This is a genomic window from Ancylobacter oerskovii (assembly GCF_018390555.1).
GTDB lineage: Bacteria > Pseudomonadota > Alphaproteobacteria > Rhizobiales > Xanthobacteraceae > Ancylobacter > Ancylobacter oerskovii.
This window is the reverse complement of sequence record NZ_JAHBGB010000041.1, coordinates 361,956-376,262: the sequence shown is the minus strand read 5'-3', so window position 1 is coordinate 376,262 and position 14,307 is coordinate 361,956. Positions and strand designations below refer to the sequence as shown.

Here is a 14,307-nt window from a genome sequence, read left to right as displayed (position 1 = left end):
CGTCGCCTCCCGGCGCGCCGGCAGGGCGGAGGCGGGGGGTGCCGACGGGCAATTGGCTTGCGCCGACCCCACCTTCCGATTGGCATTGATTGCGCGTTACGGCCCCATCTCGCAACAAGAGATAAAAATGCCGCGCCTAAAGTGTTATCTCCCGCTTGTCCGAGCGCGCGGTTTCTGGCATCTTCGGCGTTGATAGGACAACCATACTGTCCTATTAAGCACATAGGCTGCCGCTCTGCGCGATGAAAGCATCATCGGCTGGCACAGCCAATGCTAGTGTATCTTGAGGCTGGTGTGCATGCTTGCGGGCGGTGAGCCCGCGGAGCCGGGATGTCTCGGCATGCGGACCGGCGAAGGCGAACGAAGGGAGGCTCCGATGAGCGAGCAGTTTGGCGGCATGGCCGCGTCGAGTTTCGTTGAGGGTTCGGTCCGTCCGGCCGCGACGGACCGCGCCATCGTCAAATCCATCGCCGCCGTCGATCCGGGCCTGCCGGCCGCGCAGGGTCTCTACGATCCGCGCAACGAGAAGGATTCCTGCGGCGTCGGCTTCATCGCCGACATCAAGGGCCGCAAGTCGCACCAGATCGTCAAGGACGGGCTGCAGATCCTCCTGAACCTCGAGCACCGCGGTGCCGTGGGCGCGGACCCGCGCGCGGGCGACGGCGCCGGCATGCTGGTGCAGATCCCGCACAAGTTCTTCGCCAAGGAAGCGGCCAAGCTCGGCTTCAGCCTGCCGGAGCCGGGGCACTATGCCGTCGGCCACATCTTCCTGCCGCGCGAGGCGGAAGGCCGCGAGATCGTGCGCGAGACCTTCGAGCGCGTCGTCGCCGAGGAAGGCCAGGTGCTGCTCGGCTGGCGCGAGGTGCCGACCGACAACTCGCATCTCGGCCACACCGTGCTGCCGACCGAGCCCGGCCATGTGCAGGTGTTCATCGGCCGCGGCGAGGCGGTGCAGACCGAGGACGATTTCGAGCGCCGGCTGTTCATCCTGCGCAAGGTGGTCTCCAACGCCATCTACGACGCCAAGGACCCGCGCACGGCGGGCTATTACGTGGTGTCGCTGTCCTGCCGCACCATCGTCTACAAGGGCATGTTCAACGCCGACCAGCTCGGCACCTACTATGCCGACCTGCACGACGAGGACTTCGAGAGCGCGGTGGCCCTCGTCCACCAGCGCTTCTCGACCAACACCTTCCCGGCGTGGTCTCTCGCGCATCCCTACCGCATGGTCGCCCATAACGGCGAGATCAACACCCTGCGCGGCAACGTCAACTGGATGGCGGCGCGGCAGGCCTCGGTGGATTCCGAGCTGTTCGGCAACGACATCTCCAAGCTGTGGCCGATCTCCTATGAGGGGCAGTCGGACACCGCCTGCTTCGACAACGCGCTCGAATTCCTCATGCAGGGCGGCTACGAGCTGCCGCATGCGGCGATGATGCTGGTGCCCGAAGCCTGGGCCGGCAACCCGCTGATGGACGAGGAGCGCCGCGCCTTCTACGAGTACCACGCCGCCCTCATGGAGCCGTGGGACGGCCCGGCCGCCATCGTCGCCACCGACGGGCGCCAGATCGTCGCCACGCTGGACCGCAACGGGCTCAGGCCGGCGCGCTACATGGTGACCAAGGACGACAAGATCGTCTGCGCCTCGGAAATGGGCGTGCTGACCTTCCCGGAAGAGGAGATCGTCACCAAGTGGCGGCTCCAGCCCGGCAAGATGCTGCTCATCGACCTCGAAGAGGGCCGCCTCGTCCCCGACGACGAGGTGAAGACCGAGATGGCGCGCAAGCACCCCTATAAGGAGTGGCTGGCCCGCACCCAGCTGGTGCTGGAGGAACTGCGCTCGGTCGAGGCGCGGGAAGTGCGCACCGACGTGTCGCTGCTCGATCGCCAGCAGGCCTTCGGCTATTCGCAGGAAGACCTCAAGCTGCTGATGGCGCCGATGGCGACCACCGGGCAGGAGGCGGTCGGCTCCATGGGCACGGACACGCCGATCTCGCCGCTGTCGAAGAAGTCGAAGTCGCTGTTCACCTATTTCAAGCAGAACTTCGCGCAGGTGACCAACCCGCCGATCGACCCGATCCGCGAGGAACTCGTCATGAGCCTCGTGTCGTTCATCGGGCCGCGGCCGAACATCTTCGACCTCGAAGGCAACTCCCGCCGCAAGCGGCTGGAGGTGCGCCAGCCGATCCTCACCAATGTCGACCTGGAGAAGATCCGCTCCATCGGCTTCATGGAGGAGCGCTTCGACACCCGCACCCTCGACATCACCTACCCGTCCGACAAGGGCGCGGCGGGCATGGGCGACGCGGTGGAGCGGCTGTGCGAGCGCGCCGAGGCGGCGGTGCATGGCGGCTACAACATCATCATCCTGTCCGACCGGCTGGTCGGGCCGGACCGCATCCCCATACCCTCGCTGCTGGCCACCGCGGCGGTGCATCACCACCTGATCCGCAAGGGCCTGCGCACCTCGGTCGGCCTCGTCGTCGAGACCGGCGAGGCGCGGGAGGTGCACCATTTCGCCTGCCTGGCCGGCTATGGCGCCGAGGCGATCAACCCCTATCTCGCCTTCGAGACGATGATCGACATGCGCGTCGACATCCCCGAGGAGGTGGACGAGTACGAGATCGTCAAGCGCTTCATCAAGTCGATCGACAAGGGGCTGCTGAAGGTGATGTCCAAGATGGGCATCTCCACCTACCAGTCCTATTGCGGCGCGCAGATCTTCGACGCCGTCGGCCTGTCCGACGAGGTGGTCGCGAAGTATTTCAGCGGCACCGCCTCGACCATCGGCGGCATCGGCCTCGCCGAGATCGCCGAGGAGACGGCGATGCGCCATCGCGACGCCTTCGGCGACGCGCCGATCTTCCGCAACGCGCTGGATGTCGGCGGCGAATACGCCTATCGCCTGCGCGGCGAGGAGCACGCCTGGGATCCCGAGACCGTCGCGGTGCTGCAGCACGCGGTGCGCGGCAACGCGCAGGACAAGTACCGCGCCTTCGCCAAGCTGGTGAACGAGACCGGCGACAAGACGCTGAACATCCGCTCGCTGTTCCGCATCAAGGAGGCGGCGGAGGTCGGTCATGCGCCGGTGCCGCTCGAGGAGGTCGAGCCGGCCTCCGAGATCGTCAAGCGCTTCGTCACCGGCGCCATGTCGTTCGGCTCGATCTCGCGCGAGGCGCACACCACCCTCGCCATCGCGATGAACCGGATCGGCGGCAAGTCGAACACCGGCGAAGGCGGCGAGGAGGCCTCGCGCTTCAAGCCGCTGCCGAACGGCGACAGCATGCGCTCGGCGATCAAGCAGGTGGCCTCCGGCCGCTTCGGCGTGACCGCGGACTACCTCGTCAACGCCGACATGATCCAGCTGAAGATGGCGCAGGGTGCCAAGCCCGGCGAAGGCGGCCAGCTGCCCGGCCACAAGGTCGACGCGGTGATCGCCAAGGTGCGCCACTCGACGCCGGGCGTCGGCCTGATCTCGCCGCCGCCGCACCACGACATCTACTCGATCGAGGATCTGGCGCAGCTGATCTACGACGTGAAGAACGTCAACCCCGAGGCTGATGTCTCGGTGAAGCTGGTCTCGGAAGTCGGGGTGGGCACGGTGGCCGCCGGCGTCGCCAAGGCGCGCGCCGACCACATCACCATCTCCGGCTTCGAGGGCGGCACCGGCGCCTCCCCGCTCACCGCACTGAAGCATGCCGGCTCCCCCTGGGAGATCGGCCTCGCCGAGGCGCACCAGACGCTGGTGCTGAACAATCTGCGCGGGCGCATCGCCCTGCAGGTCGACGGCGGCCTGCGCACCGGGCGCGACGTGGTGATCGGCGCCATGCTGGGGGCGGACGACTTCGCCTTCTCCACCGCGCCGCTGATCGCGGCGGGCTGCATCATGATGCGCAAGTGCCACCTCAACACCTGCCCGGTCGGCGTCGCCACCCAGGACCCGGTGCTGCGCAAGCGCTTCAAGGGTACGCCCGAGCACGTGATCAACTACTTCTTCTTCGTCGCCGAGGAAGTGCGGGAGATCATGGCCTCGCTGGGGGTGAAGACCTTCAACGAGCTGATCGGCCATTCCGAATGGCTCGACCAGAAGACCGCGATCGACCACTGGAAGGCCAACGGGCTCGATTTCAGCCGCATCTTCGCCAAGCCGCAGGTCGGGCCGGAGGTCGCCATTCGCCACAGCGAGCGGCAGAACCACCCGATCCATCACGTGCTCGACCGCACGCTGATCGAGAAGGCGAAGCCCGCCCTCGAAAGCGGCGAGGTGGTGCGCATCGATGCCCAGATCAAGAGCATCAACCGCTCCGCCGGCGCCATGCTGTCGGGCGAGGTGGCCAAGCGCTACGGCGAGGCCGGCCTGCCGGACGGCACCATCGACATCCACCTGACCGGCACCGCCGGCCAGGCCTTCGGCGCCTTCCTCGCCGGCGGCGTGTCGCTGACGCTGGTCGGCGAGGCCAACGACTATGTCGGCAAGGGCCTGTCCGGCGGCCGCATCGTGGTGCGCCCGCCGGAGAACGCCGCCATCGTGCCGGAGAACTCGATCATCGTCGGCAACACCGTGCTCTACGGCGCCACCGCCGGCGAGGTGTATTTCCGCGGCGTGGCCGGCGAGCGCTTCGCGGTGCGCAACTCCGGCGCCATCGCGGTGGTCGAGGGCACCGGTGACCATGGCTGCGAATACATGACCGGCGGCGTGGTGGTGGTGATCGGCCAGACCGGGCGCAACTTCGCGGCCGGCATGTCCGGCGGCGTCGCCTATGTGCTGGACGAGGACGGCAGCTTCAAGAACCGCTGCAACCTCTCCATGGTGGACCTGGAGCCGGTCGAGGAGGAGGAAGACCTGCTCGAGCGCCTGCACCACCATGGCGGCGACCTGGAGTTCAAGGGCCGCATCGACATCATGGCCGATATGGGCCATGGCGACGAGGAACGCCTGCACCAGCTGATCGCCCAGCACCTGCACCACACCGGCTCGCAGCGCGCCCAGACCATTCTCGACAACTGGGCCGAATATCGCGGCAAGTTCGTGAAGGTGATGCCGGTCGAGTACCAGCGGGCGCTGCGGGAAATGGAGAAAGCGCGCGGGCTGCAGGCGGCCGAATAGGCCGCCGCTCCGCGCCCGCCCGAAAGGGTGAGCGCCGGCCACTCCCGGGATTCTGCCGGATCCCGGGAGTGGTGCGCGGCGCGGCGGCAGGCCGCGCCGTCATTTTCCAAATGGCACAATTGATGTATCTGGCTGCGGAGCTGGAACGCCTCCAAGGTGGCGGTGCTCCGACGAGAGGTCGCGATGGGTAAGGTTACCGGTTTTCTCGAAATCGATCGGCGCGAGGCGAAGTATCAGCCGGCGTCCGACCGCATTCGCCATTTCCGCGAGTTCACCCTGCCGCTGCCGGATTCGGAAGTCGCCAACCAGGCGTCGCGCTGCATGGATTGCGGCATCCCGTTCTGCCACGGGCCGAACGGCTGCCCGATCCATAACCAGATCCCGGACTGGAACGACCTCGTCTATAACGGCAACTGGGAAGAGGCGACGCGCAACCTCCATTCCACCAACAATTTCCCCGAATTCACCGGCCGCATCTGCCCCGCCCCCTGCGAGGAAGCCTGCACGCTGAATCTCGAGGACATGCCCGTCACCATCAAGACCGTCGAGCAGGCCATCGCCGACAAGGCGTGGAAGATGGGCTGGATCAAGCCGGAAGTGCCGGCGCACAGGACCGGCAAGAAGGTCGCCGTCATCGGCTCCGGCCCGGCCGGCATGGCCGCCGCGCAGCAGCTCGCCCGCGCCGGCCACGAGGTGCATGTCTATGAGCGCGAGCCCAAGGCCGGCGGCCTGCTGCGCTACGGCATCCCCGACTTCAAGATGGAGAAGCACTATATCGACCGCCGCGTCCAGCAGATGGAGGCGGAGGGCGTGACCTTCCATTACGGCATCAATGTCGGCGTCAACCGGCCCCTCGAGGCGCTGATCGACAGCCATGACGCCGTGCTGATGTGCGGCGGCTCCGAGCACCCGCGCGACCCCGGCCTGCCCGGCCAGGAGCTGGAAGGCGTGCATTACGCCATGCCCTATCTGGTGCAGCAGAACCGCCGCATCGGCCGCGAGGACGTTTCCGCCGAGAAGCCGATCCTCGCCGCCGGCAAGCATGTCGTGGTGATCGGCGGCGGCGACACCGCCTCCGACTGCGTCGGCACCGCCTTCCGCCAGGGCGCCCTCTCCGTCCATCAGCTCGACATCCGCCCGGTGCCGCCGCTGAAGGAGGACAAGCTGGCGATCTGGCCGTACTGGCCGACCAAGTTCCGCACCTCCTCCTCGCAGGCCGAGGGCGCCGAGCGCGAATTCGCCGCCGCCACGCTGGGCATGGACGGCAAGAAGGGCCATGTCACCTCGGTGAAGTGCGCCCGCGTCGACAACAAGCGCCAGCCGATTCCCGGCACCGAGTTCCACATCAAGGCCGATCTCGTCTTCATCGCGCTCGGCTTCATCCACCCGGTGCATGAGGGCATGCTGGCGCTCGACGGCCTGTCGCGCGACCGGCGCGGCAATGTCGACGCCAATGACGACGACTACGCCACCACGGTGCCGAAGCTGTTCGCCGCCGGCGACATGCGCCGCGGCCAGTCGCTGGTGGTGTGGGCGATCCGCGAGGGCCGGCAGGCGGCGCGCTCGATCGACACCTTCCTGATGGGCGCCTCGGTCCTGCCGCGCTGACCCGGCTCACCTGTTCGACGGGCCGCCGGCGGGAACGTCTTCCCCGCCGGCTCGCCATTGCCGCCCGCCTCCATCGCGGCGGGCCTTGCCCTGTGCCGCTGGCCCCGCGCACCCGCCGGCTTTCCCGCGGCTCCCCATGGTGGGGCCTGCGACGGGCCGCCGGTTCCTGGTCGATGCGGATCATCCGTCGGCCGGCCAGCCATCGTGACAGCTTCATTCCGGTATGTGATAGATTGCGCTTCCGGGTCGGGACGATCGGCGGCAGCCGATGCGTGCCCTGTCAGGTAGAGAATTCATTCGACCCTTTGCAATTGAGATCAATCGCGCATGAATCCGCTTAAACTCTACTGGTGGAAGCCCACCGACACCTCGAAGATCAATCTCGGCGATGAGATCGGCTGGGCGATATGCAGGGAAATCTCGCAGAGGGACGTCGTGCTCGCCGATTTGAGCGAATGCGAGCTGATCTCCATCGGCAGCATCCTGTCGGCCGTCTACCGTAGAAGCGCGCTCACCGGCCGCCAGGGCCCCTGCTATGTCTGGGGTTCCGGCCTGATGAGCCCGGACTTCATGAAGCCCAACGACAACATCATCATCCGCTCGGTGCGCGGCCACCTGACGCGCTGCATGCTGGAGACGCCCGGCACGCTGCCGGTCGGCGATGCCGGCATCCTCGCCTCCGATGTCTGGCAGAAGGCGGCTACCCCCACCCATGCGGTCGGCATCATTCCGCATTGGAGCCAGATCGAGAGCCCGCTCTTCACCGAGCTGGCGGCGAAGATCAAGCGCTCGACCATCATCGACATGACCAACCCCGACATCGCCGAGACGATGAAGCAGCTCTCGTCCTGCGAGGCGATCATCTCGACCAGCCTGCACGGGCTGATCCTCGCGGATTCCTACAAGATCCCGAATGTGTGGATGAAGACCAAGGACATCCACAAGGGCAAGTCGTGGAAGTTCTACGACTATTTCTCCTCGGTCGGGCGCGACCGCTTCGGCCAGGTGGATATCCTCAAGCATGTCGACGCGATCAACAAAGGCTCGCGGAGCATCTTCTCCGATTTCCACCAGAAGAACGTGGATGCCCTCAAGGCCTCGGTAATCAAGGCCTTCCCCGCCGAACTGCGCGCCTAGGGGCGGGCGCCGGAAGGACCGCCGCCGCTCCGCCCGAGGCCCGCCGGTGCCTCGGCGGGGCGGGCGAGCGCGGTCATGCCGGATCGCCGCGATTGCCGGCTCGCCGCGCCGCACTTGCTTATCCGGCCCGATCGCGTTTGAGATGGGTTGCGGTCACCGGAAGGAACGCCGAAAGCGGAAGATCCTGCGGGTTGCCTAGCCTTGCCGGGCGCCCCGCCGTAAAGTGACGCAAACGGAGAGAATGGTTATATGGCCACCAAGTATCTCGTCTCGTCTATCCTCGACAAGAAGAAGATGCCCGAATCGATCTTCTTCGACGGGGAATTCGGCGCGGAGATCATTCTGTTCCTGCCGTTCGCGACCTGGCTTTCCAAGGCCGGCCTTTTGAAGAACACCGACATACTGACCTTTTCCGGTATGACGCTGTTCTATGAATCGCTGGATTGCCGCTCCATCGTCGAACGCAAGCAGAAGCGCCTCCACCGGCGCATCAGCACGCCGATGCCGGTCGGCCTCGAGCACACTTATGCAGCGCCCTCCCCGTTTCACTCCTTTCCGGTCATGCGGCAGCTCGGGACGCTGGACATCGCCCGATGCAGCGACGCCTTCCGCGACAGCCTGAACGCCAAGCCCCTGCTGATCGTCCACAACAAGTTCAACAATGAGTGGAAGGGCCCGCCCGTCAACTTCATCAACAATACCTGCCTGCGGGAAACCTTCGAAAGGCTGGGCGACCAATATACGATCGTCTACATCCGGCACGGCATCAAGAGCATCCAGCAGGGATACTCCAACGACGTCAAGTTCCGCCTCGAATTCGACGATCTCTCGTTGATCGAGGAATTCCCCTCCGTGTTCCTCTTCGACGATCTGGTGGAGCAGTACACGGCCAGATTCGGCGCTCCCAGCATCAACGACTTCAAGGCCTCGCTGTACAAGCGGGCGTTCCACTTCCTCAGCACCCAGGGCGGCGGCGCGCATCAATGCGCCTATTATTCGGGATCGCTGCTCACCGTGCTGCACAAGATGGGACGGGAGATCGAGCTCGCCTATGCGGAGGGATATTATTCGTTCCTGGCGAATCCGGCGCCGACCCGGGTGATCTGCCTCAGCGACGAGGAGTACATCTCCGCCCTGTCGCTCTATGAGCATCCGCTGATCATCGACGGCGTGGCGCAGCTGCCCAACCGGTACAGCGACATCGCCCAGCGCCTGTCGCCCTGGAAGGCCCGCACCCGCTGGAGCGGCCTGACGATGCCGGGAACCACCTATCAGGTCCCCGAGCATCTCTCCCGGGCTCTCGACGCCGCTTCCTCCTGGCCGCGCCTCGCTGCCGAGTAGGCGCCGCCGCCGTCGCGGCAAAGCCGCGGCCGGCGCTGTTCGCAAGCGGGGTGGGTTCGGCCCGCCCCGGCCGATGCCTAGGCGCGCAGTTCAGCGGGGAACGCCTTGGCGACCGTGGATTTCAGCGCGCTGACATTCTTCTGGTGGTGGCTGGAGAAGATGCTCGCCGCCCCCTTATTGATCGCGTCGATGTGGTTCATGACGTCGACCTGCTCGAAGCGGTCGCGCCCGATCGAGGAGAAATAGTCGTAGAATTTCCACGACTTGCCCTTGTGGATGTCCTTGGTCTTCATCCACACATTCGGGATCTGGTAGGAATCCGCGAGGATGAGGCCGTGCAGGCTGGTCGAGATGATCGTCTCGCAGGCCGACAGCCGCGTCATGGTGTCGGCGACATCGGGATTGGTCATGTCGATGATGGTGGAGCCGGGGATCTTCTCCGTCAGCTCGGCGAAGAGCGGGCTGTCGATCTGGCTCCAATGCGGGACGATGCCGACCGCATGGGTGGGGGTGGCCGCCTTCGGCCAGACATCCGAGGCGAGGATACCGGGGTCGCCGATCGGCAGGGTCCGCACCGAATCGACCAGGCAGCGGGTCAGGTGGCCGCGCACCGATTTGACGATGACCTTGTCGTGCGGCTTGATGAAGTCGGGCGCCATCAGGCCGGAACCCCAGACATAGCAGGGGGCCTTGCGCGTCTGCATCGAGCTTTTCCAATAGACGGCAGACAGGATGCTGCCGATGGAAATCAGCTCGCACTCGCTCAGATCCGCACGAACGACGTCCCGTTGGGACACTTCCCGGCAGATCGCCGCGCCGATTTCATCGCCGAGATTGATCTTGGACGTGTCGGTGGGTCTCCACCAGTAGAGCTTAAGCGGATCCATGCTGAACGATCTCAATCTGACAATGTAAACGTCGTTGTCGAAACAAACGGCACGAGGCGCAATATCGCCACCTCCCCGAGCCGGAATGCGCGCTAACTTGCCCGCCTTTCCCACGCAGGTCCATCGGAACTTTCGCACCGCAGCGAAAAGAACCCGTTGCCCGCTGCACCGGCGAAGCGGCCCGGCCCGTCAGGGCGCCGCTCCCTTCGCGGCATCGCCGGCGGCGGGAGCTGCCCCCTCGGGAGGGCGGGCGGATGCCGGTTTCGGCGGTGTCCAGGTAAAGTCGTCGGTCCGCCCGCTCACCACCGGCAGCGGCTCGCCGCGCACCAAAAGGCGCACGGCGCCCTCCTCCGGCGCGGGAGCCGCGTCGCCGCCCGGAGGCGGCGGCGGCGTCGGGCCGCCAGCCAGCGCGCGGGCACCGACGCCGGCCCCCGCCCCGGTCAGCATGATGATCGACGGGCGCGCCGCCACCGGATCGCCGGGCGCGGGAAGCTCCTCATGCTCCAGCCGCGGCCCCAGCTCGCGATCGACGAAGAAGGCGAGCTTGCGCCCGCCGGCGCGGGTGAAACCGATGCCGTTGGCGGTCCGCAGCCGCCGGCGCTGGCCGTCCACGGCGGGGCCGGACATCATGAACTGGCCGTTCTCGTCGACGAAGCCGTCCCAGACGTCGACGAAGATCACCCCCGCCCGCTCGGCGTGCTCGCCGAGGATCTCGTTGAGCCGGGCGTGGCGCTCGCTGGCGGCGGCATCGTCGACCGGCGGCAGCCCGACCAGCACCACCGGGCGCCCCTGCAGCTTCAGTCCCAGCAGCAGGTCGTCGATGCGCCGGCCATAGATCGTGCGCCAGCGCTCGTCGAACAGTTCCGCCGTGCCGCCCGCATCCTGGATCGGCGCGAGATCCGAGCTGCCGGCGAACATCACCACCGCGCTCGGCGCCTCCGAGGCGACCAGCCCGCGCCCGCCATTGATCCAGTCATACCCGCTGGCCGGCGCGAAGCCCGAGCCGGGCTCGGCATGGCCGATCACCGCGATGTCCTTGCGATCGGCGGCGAAGGCATCGGCAAGCCCCTGCGCCAGCGTCTCGGCATATTCGTCGCCGAGCACCAGCACCAGCCCCTTCAGCTCCTCGCCGCGCTCCTCCCGGGCGGCCGCCGCGTTGGCATAGACCGCGCCGCGCGGCTCGGCCGGCGCCTCGATGGCCGGCGGCCGGGCTGGCGAGGCCACGGCGGGCGGCGGAGAGAGGTCGCGCGGACGGCCAGGCGCATAGCGTGGCTGGTCCTGCGGCTGGAACAGATCGATGAGCGGCTGGAAGGGATTCCACACGCGCGGCGGCGCTGCCTGGCGGGTGGGCGCCGCCTGCGGCTGCCGGCGCGGTTGCGGCGCCTGCCGCGCCCGTTGCGGCGGCGCGGCGCGCGACGGCTGGCCGACATCGCCCGGCGGGCGGAACCAGTCCGATTGGGCCAGCGCCGGCGCAGCCGGCACCATCAGCAGCGGGAGGCACAGCGCCACGACGGCCAACAGCGCCCCGGCGGAGAGCCTGCGGCCCTCCGGTCCCATCCGCCGTCGCTGCCTGACCCGGTTCATGAGATCCATCGTCGGCAAGCGGTGAACCAATATCGCGGCGGTTTCAAGTCCCGCGGCACGGATGCGGGTCACGCGCGCCACGGCCCGGCGACGGATGGCGACATGCTAGTTCCGCAGCCGGTCCAGCACGTCGCCGGTGGCGTGGCCGTCGGGCAGCATGCCGACGCTGACCTGGAACTCGCGCACCGCCACGCGGGTCTGCTGCCCCATGGTGCCGTCGGCGGGACCGGGATCGAAGCCGCGCCGCGCCAGCCGCTGCTGCAGTTCCGAGCGCTCGGCGCGCGACAGCATGCGCGTGTCCTCCGGCCAGGGCTGCACGAACGGCCCGCCGCCGCGGATGCGGTCGGCAAGATGGCCGATGGCCAGCGCATAGGCGTCCGCCGGATTGTAGGAGAGGATGGCCTTGAAGTTGTCGGTCATCAGGAAGGCCGGGCCGTTGGCGCCGGAAGGCAGCAGGAGATAGGCGGTGGCCTCGCCGTTCGGGAAGCCCTGCCCGCTCACCCGCGCGATGCCCAGCGCCTGCCATTCGCGCAACGGCTTGCGGATCGACTTGTCGGCGAGGAGGTAGTCGAAGCGGCGCGGCACCGCCACCTCGTAGCCCCAGCTCATGCCCGGCTTCCACCCGCCGCGCTTCAGCTTGTTGGCGGTCGAGCCCATGGCGTCGGCGACGGAATCGACGACGTTGCGATGGCCGTCGCCGTCGAAATCGATGGCGTCGCGCTGGAAGGCTGTGGGCATGAACTGGGTGAGGCCGAAGGCCCCGGCCCAGGAGCCGCGCAGATGGCTCTCGGGAATGTCGCCGCGATCGACGATGCGCAGGGCGGCGACGAACTCGTCACGGAAATAGGCCTGCCGGCGCCCGACGCAGGCGAGCGTGGCGGTGGCCTGGATCACCGGATAGGAGCCGCGGGCGCCGCCATAATTGGTCTCGATGCCCCAGATCGCCGCCACCACATAGGGATCGACGCCATAGGTGCGCTCGACGGCCTGGAAGACGGCGGCATTCTCCGCCATCGCCTGCCGGCCCTTCTGGATGCGGGTCTCGGAGACCAGCATCTCCACATACTGGCCCGGCGTGCGGGAGAATTCCGGCTGGGTCTCCAGCTTCTTCATGATCGACATGTCGGGGGTGAGCCCGGTGGTCAGCCGGCGGAAGCCGGCGGCGGAAACGCCGGCCTGGCGCGCCTTGGGCTCCAGCGACGCGATGCAGCGGCTGAAATTCGCCTCCGCCGCGCGCAGGGCGGCCGGCTGCATGTCGGGATGGGAGGAAGCGGTCGGCGTCGAGGGAGCCGGAGCGGCGCGCGGCGCCGGCGGGGCCGCCCGCGCCGCCAGGGGCGAGGGCCCCGCCGGCGCGACGGTGCCGGTGACGTCGTCCGAAAAGGCGCAGCCTCCAAGCCCGATGGCGAGGACGAAGGCGGCCATGCCGCCGGAGACGCGGCCGCCGGAAACCGACCCTGTACGCATGGTTAAGACCTCTGATACGCAGTCCGGCCGATTAGGGGCCCGGCATGTTTTACGAGGACTTAACGTCAGGTCGGTTTTCAGGATTTCCTGACGTAACCGGCCGCATGATACCTCCATCCGACCGGGTATAGCGGCCATGCTGCGGTGGAGAAGCCGCACGCTGTCACATGATTTTTGTCATTGGCGGGCTTCACACGTTAAGTTGAGGTTCATACGCCCCCACCTAGACCGATCCGGCTCGACCCGCTCATTTCAAGAACGGACCTAGTTTCACATGACACATATTCGCAAGGCGATCCTTCCCGTTGCCGGTCTCGGCACCCGCTTCCTGCCGGCCACCAAGGCCGTTCCCAAGGAGATGCTGACCGTCGTCGACCGCCCGGTCGTGCAGCATGTCGTGGATGAAGCCCGCGCCGCCGGCATCGAGCACATCGTCTTCGTCACCGGCCGCAACAAGGGTGTGATCGAGGACCATTTCGACCGCCAGTACGAACTCGAGGCGACGCTCTCCGAGCGCGGCAAGCACCAGCTGCTCGACACGCTGCGCGCCGAGACCCTGGGCCCCGGCAAGACCAGCTTCACCCGCCAGCAGCTGCCGCTCGGCCTCGGCCACGCGGTATGGTGCGCCCGCGACATCATCGGCAACGAGCCCTTCGCGCTGCTGCTGCCGGACATGCTGCACAAGCCGCGCAACGGCAAGAGCTGCCTCGCCCAGATGGTCGACGCCTACGACAAGGCGGGCGGCGGCAACCACATCGCCGTCTACGAGGTGCCGCACGACCAGACCGACCAATACGGCATCGTCGGGCTCGGCGACGAGATCTCCGACCGCGTGCACAAGATCGCCAGGATGGTCGAGAAGCCGAAGAAGGAGGTCGCCCCGTCGAACCTCGCCATTTCCGGCCGCTACATCCTGCAGCCGGAAATCTTCGACCTGCTGGAGACCCAGGAGCGCGGCGCCGGCGGCGAGATCCAGCTGACCGATTCGATGCTGAAGCTGGCCAAGAAGCAGGACTTCTACAGCGTCACCTTCGACGGCTCGATCTATGACTGCGGCTCGAAGCTCGGCTTCCTCATGGCCAATGTCGCCTATGCGCTGGCCCGCCCGGACATCGCCGAGACCTTCCGCCCCGAACTCGACGCGCTGCTCGCCAGCAACGAGTGACGCGGCGCCCCGGC

At 67.2% G+C, this 14,307-nt stretch carries 8 protein-coding genes; 5 read left to right on the top strand and 3 right to left on the bottom strand.

Annotated features, from left to right (window positions below; genetic code table 11):
* Window positions 1–397: 397 nt before the first annotated feature.
* The 4 genes from gltB (at window position 398) to KHC19_RS20345 (ending at window position 9,193) form a co-directional block, all read left to right on the top strand.
* Complete coding sequence (gene gltB / locus KHC19_RS20360) at window positions 398–5,107, top strand: glutamate synthase large subunit (RefSeq protein ID WP_465252706.1); 4,710 nt, start codon at window positions 398–400, stop codon at window positions 5,105–5,107.
* A 183-nt stretch (window positions 5,108–5,290) separates the two neighbouring features.
* Window positions 5,291–6,715, top strand: a complete 1,425-nt coding sequence (locus KHC19_RS20355) for a glutamate synthase subunit beta (RefSeq protein ID WP_213355100.1) — start codon at window positions 5,291–5,293, stop codon at window positions 6,713–6,715.
* Between the two features lie 327 nt (window positions 6,716–7,042).
* Complete coding sequence (locus KHC19_RS20350) at window positions 7,043–7,852, top strand: polysaccharide pyruvyl transferase family protein (protein WP_213355099.1); 810 nt, start codon at window positions 7,043–7,045, stop codon at window positions 7,850–7,852.
* Window positions 7,853–8,101: 249 nt separating this feature from the next.
* Complete coding sequence (locus tag KHC19_RS20345) at window positions 8,102–9,193, top strand: hypothetical protein (RefSeq protein WP_213355097.1); 1,092 nt, start codon at window positions 8,102–8,104, stop codon at window positions 9,191–9,193.
* A gap of 77 nt (window positions 9,194–9,270) precedes the next feature.
* Here KHC19_RS20345 and KHC19_RS20340 read toward each other — a convergent pair whose 3' ends face one another.
* From KHC19_RS20340 to KHC19_RS20330, 3 genes are all read right to left on the bottom strand, one after another.
* Window positions 9,271–10,080, bottom strand: coding sequence for a polysaccharide pyruvyl transferase family protein (locus KHC19_RS20340; RefSeq protein WP_213355096.1), 810 nt, complete (start codon window positions 10,078–10,080; stop codon window positions 9,271–9,273).
* 189 nt (window positions 10,081–10,269) lie between these two features.
* Window positions 10,270–11,664: an SGNH/GDSL hydrolase family protein gene (locus KHC19_RS20335; protein WP_213355095.1), complete on the bottom strand. Its 1,395-nt coding sequence runs from the start codon at window positions 11,662–11,664 to the stop codon at window positions 10,270–10,272.
* Between the two features lie 105 nt (window positions 11,665–11,769).
* Entirely contained in the window at window positions 11,770–13,128 is a 1,359-nt protein-coding gene (locus tag KHC19_RS20330; RefSeq protein ID WP_213355094.1) for a lytic murein transglycosylase, read from the bottom strand.
* 274 nt (window positions 13,129–13,402) lie between these two features.
* On the opposite strand from KHC19_RS20330, the gene galU reads away from it, so the two are divergent.
* The gene (gene galU / locus KHC19_RS20325) at window positions 13,403–14,293 is read left to right on the top strand and encodes a UTP--glucose-1-phosphate uridylyltransferase GalU (protein WP_213355093.1); all 891 of its coding nucleotides are present in this window, start codon (window positions 13,403–13,405) and stop codon (window positions 14,291–14,293) included.
* Window positions 14,294–14,307 lie beyond the last annotated feature (14 nt).

What these genes read in the sequence shown, in the direction of transcription:
- KHC19_RS20340 (WP_213355096.1), bottom strand. Translation starts at nt 10,080, where the DNA reads ATGGATCCGCTTAAGCTCTACTGGTGGAGACCCACCGACACGTCCAAG.
- KHC19_RS20355 (WP_213355100.1), top strand. Translation starts at nt 5,291, where the DNA reads ATGGGTAAGGTTACCGGTTTTCTCGAAATCGATCGGCGCGAGGCGAAG.
- gltB (WP_465252706.1), top strand. Translation starts at nt 398, where the DNA reads ATGGCCGCGTCGAGTTTCGTTGAGGGTTCGGTCCGTCCGGCCGCGACG.
- KHC19_RS20335 (WP_213355095.1), bottom strand. Translation starts at nt 11,664, where the DNA reads ATGAACCGGGTCAGGCAGCGACGGCGGATGGGACCGGAGGGCCGCAGG.
- KHC19_RS20345 (WP_213355097.1), top strand. Translation starts at nt 8,102, where the DNA reads ATGGCCACCAAGTATCTCGTCTCGTCTATCCTCGACAAGAAGAAGATG.
- KHC19_RS20330 (WP_213355094.1), bottom strand. Translation starts at nt 13,128, where the DNA reads ATGCGTACAGGGTCGGTTTCCGGCGGCCGCGTCTCCGGCGGCATGGCC.
- galU (WP_213355093.1), top strand. Translation starts at nt 13,403, where the DNA reads ATGACACATATTCGCAAGGCGATCCTTCCCGTTGCCGGTCTCGGCACC.
- KHC19_RS20350 (WP_213355099.1), top strand. Translation starts at nt 7,043, where the DNA reads ATGAATCCGCTTAAACTCTACTGGTGGAAGCCCACCGACACCTCGAAG.